The organism is Chamaesiphon sp. OTE_75_metabat_556 (assembly GCF_031378165.1).
In the GTDB taxonomy this organism is placed as follows: Bacteria; Cyanobacteriota; Cyanobacteriia; order Cyanobacteriales; family Chamaesiphonaceae; genus Chamaesiphon.
This window is the reverse complement of the sequence record NZ_JANNDR010000361.1, coordinates 1-3,423: the sequence shown is the minus strand read 5'-3', so window position 1 is coordinate 3,423 and position 3,423 is coordinate 1. Positions and strand designations below refer to the sequence as shown.

3 protein-coding genes are annotated in these 3,423 nt (G+C 49.3%); all 3 read right to left on the bottom strand.

The annotated features are described in order from the left end of the window. On the bottom strand, positions 1-372 hold a 372-nt coding region (locus RMO27_RS14545; RefSeq protein WP_309733728.1), incomplete at its 3' end, for a sigma-70 factor domain-containing protein. 791 nt (positions 373-1,163) lie between these two features. After that, positions 1,164-2,102, bottom strand: coding sequence for an NAD(+) kinase (locus RMO27_RS14540; protein ID WP_309733726.1), 939 nt, complete (start codon positions 2,100-2,102; stop codon positions 1,164-1,166). 137 nt (positions 2,103-2,239) lie between these two features. After that, positions 2,240-3,423 (bottom strand): bifunctional phosphoribosylaminoimidazolecarboxamide formyltransferase/IMP cyclohydrolase (gene purH / locus RMO27_RS14535; RefSeq protein ID WP_309733725.1); only part of this gene is annotated, 1,184 nt, incomplete at its 5' end.

Sequence of the window (3,423 nt, the reverse complement as noted above, 5' to 3'; positions counted from 1 at the left end):
TGCCCACTCGCGATCGTGCGGTTCCCGATCTAGGTCATTGAGGAGCTTTTCCCGCATCCGTTCTAGTTCGAGCAAGTCGGCGATTTTGCGGGCGAGTTCGATTTCTTCATCAGCTCGGAGCAGGCGAATTCGACCGATTTCTTGTAAATATAGTCGGATCGAATCTTCGGTAAATTGTTTCTTCTTGGTTTGAACGCGACGGCGGGAGGCTTTCACCTTCCCCAGCTTCCCATCCTCGTCTTCAACTTCAGAGTCACCGTCAGCTTCAGCCGGAAAGTCATCAGCATCAGCATCTTCGTCGAGCAGTAATTCTAACTCGCTGTCAGTGTCTTTCGTCGTTAGGGTTGCGAGCATGTCTTTAGTCTGGGTCATGTGTGGGGTCCTCTTACTCCTATCTGTAACAATGAACTAAATGTAGTGTTATATTTCGGCCAGCAATCGCTTGGTTGTTTGCACGATCGTGGCAACTTGGAGCGATGGCTTCAAGGCCGAGCTAACTCGAACGTTAACCTCCCTGAAAGGGAATCGCTGAATTATTAATAGTCTTCGATCGAGAGAATATCCTCGATTGAGGAAAGCCCTTTTGATTGTAGCTCTTATTAAAATTTCTGCCAGTTTGGATTGTTAATTAAAATATCAATTTATGCAGACTGCACTCTCATAACGATTGCTGCCGATCGATCGCGTTGTCTCAAGTCTTTCCACACTGGAATATACCTGATCTTCAAAGCATTGGAAAATTTTCCCCGAAGCAAAAGTTAATAGGGTGACTATTAACAATGGGGCAGTAGAGACTGATTTTCATGAATAGATGGTCAACTTTGTTACAAAGACTTAACAGATCGTTAAATCGATCGATCGATCTCCTCTTCGCTGCTGCTATTGTCAAACTTTGACTTGTGCAAAAGCACCCGATCCACCAAGAGATCGGGGAAAATTTTTTCCCCCCTCTTGATATCCACAGTCTAACTGTTTAGTTTCACTTTGCCCACCCAATTTGATGTGACAATCATGCGTTAATTTGCTGAAATATCATTATTTTTGTGATTTTAGGCATTTAGGGAGCGGGGACTGGGGGACTGGGATTGCTTTTAATCTCTATCCACTATTCACTATTCACTATCCACGTCCTATCCTAAAGCCTAATTCCTAAAGCCTAAAACCTAATTCCTCGTGTGGTGATGATCGTAGCGGATGCGCGAACCCGCCCAGAGGAGTTTTTCGCGGAGGGTTTGGTAGTAGGAATAGTTATCGCGGAGAATGATAAACTTGGCCTGACAGTCCGCCATCTGGACATCTACCCGCTGTCCCGGCCAAATTGAGGTAGCCAGCACTCCATCATTCCAGAGCTTGGTATTGAGTTCGTAATCACCTAGCGGCCAAATACTCACTGTCGAGCCGGGGGGAATGATAATCGGGCGACTGGAGAGACTCAGCGGACAGATCGGCGCAATGCTAATTGCCGCCATTCCAGAATGGACGATCGGGCCATTGGCGGAGACATTGTAGCAAGTGGAGCCAGTGGGGGTAGAAACGAGTAGCCCATCGCCTTGATACTGATCGACGATTTCGCCATCGATTTCCATCTCCAAAATCGAGGTCAACATCCGATCTGCTGCCGCCGGCTTGATACACATATCATTGAGCGCGAGAAATTTTTCACTCTCAGGCTCGCAATTACGATCGTCACCATTATATATATGAGCTTGAAGCATCATCCGCCGCTCGATCGCATATCGATCGCCTGCTAGTCGCTCCCAGATGTTCTCGCCATCGATCGGGACATCGGTGTTAAATAGTTCTAATGGTTCGGTCAAGAAACCGAGATGTCCGCCAGCATTGATGGCGAGGATGGGGATGCCATCGGGGGAGAGTTGTCTGGCAGCGGTGAGAGCTGTACCATCACCACCAAGCACGATCGCCAGATCGATCGGTTTGCTAGTAGATCCGAGGAATACTGGATAGGGATTGTCTTTGGCTCCACTCGGCCCCATCATGACATGACAACCCTGTTGTTCGAGTTGTTTGGCAGCTTTTTCCGCGAGGGCTTTGCTGCCGCGATCTCCAGCTTTGTGGGCGATGATGACGTTTTGGAGTTGCACGAGTTAGTGGATAGTGAATAGTGGATAGTGAATAGTGGATAGTGAATAGTAAATGATGGATAGTGAATTTGTGGTGGTAGGAGGATTAAGGGACTGACATCTGGACGCAAGCGTCCAAAATTAATATCCACTATTCACTAGTGCAAGAAGTGACGAACGCTGGTAAAGACCATCACGATCCCCAATTCATTGGCAGCGGCGATCGAATCGTGATCGCGCATACTACCACCTGGTTGGACGATCGCCGTAATGCCAGCGGCGGCGGCGGTTTTGACGGAATCATCGAAGGGGAAGAAGCCATCACTGGCGAGGATTGCGCCTTGGGCAGCGGTGCCAGCTTGGGCGAGGGCGATTTGAGCGGAGCCGACGCGGTTCATTTGTCCGGCACCAACGCCGATGGTAGCACGATGTTTGGTAACGACGATCGCGTTGGATTTGACGTGTTTGCAGACTTTCCAAGCGAATAATAATTCTTGGAGTTCGGCGGCGGTGGGTTGCTTGGTAGTGACAACTTGCCAGTTGTCGGTAGTTTCGATCGCTTCATCTGCTGCTTGAACTAAAAGTCCACCAGCGATAACTTTGACATTATCTTTCGTGCCCGTGGCCAGATCTGTGAGCGTTAATACCCGCAGATTTTTCTTGGTGGCAAATACTTCGGCAGCTTCGGGAGTACAGGCTGGTGCGACGATACATTCAAGGAAGGTTTGGCTCATCGATCGAGCGGTATCGGCATCAAGGGGACGATTGACGGCGACGATCCCACCGAAGGCCGATGTCGAGTCGGCATTGTAAGCCCTGTCGTATGCTTCGAGCAGTGTATCTCCTAACGCCGTCCCGCAAGGATTGTTATGTTTGATAATCGTGGCGGCGGGAGTATCGCCAAATTCGGCAATAATCCGGCGGGCGGCTTCGAGATCGACGAGGTTGTTATAGCTGAGTTCTTTGCCCTGTAAAATTTTGGCCGTCGTCCAACCTGTCGGCACTGCTCCCGTCTGATACCAGGCGGCTGTTTGATGGGGATTTTCGCCGTAACGGAGTGATTGCAATGGTTGGGCAGAAATTTGATAATTTTGATTTTCCCCTACTTGAGCAGCCAGATAGCCCGCGATCGCGGTGTCATAAGCAGCAGTATGTTGAAAGGTTTCTAATGCGCTAGCTTGCCGGAACTCGATTGAGGATTGGCCGTTATTTTTAGTTAATTCGGCCAGATAGTCATTGTAGCGATCGGGATTGGATAAAACGGTCAGATGTGCAAAATTCTTGGCGGCAGCGCGGAGCATGGCGGGGCCACCGATGTCGATTTGCTCGATCGCGTCTGCTA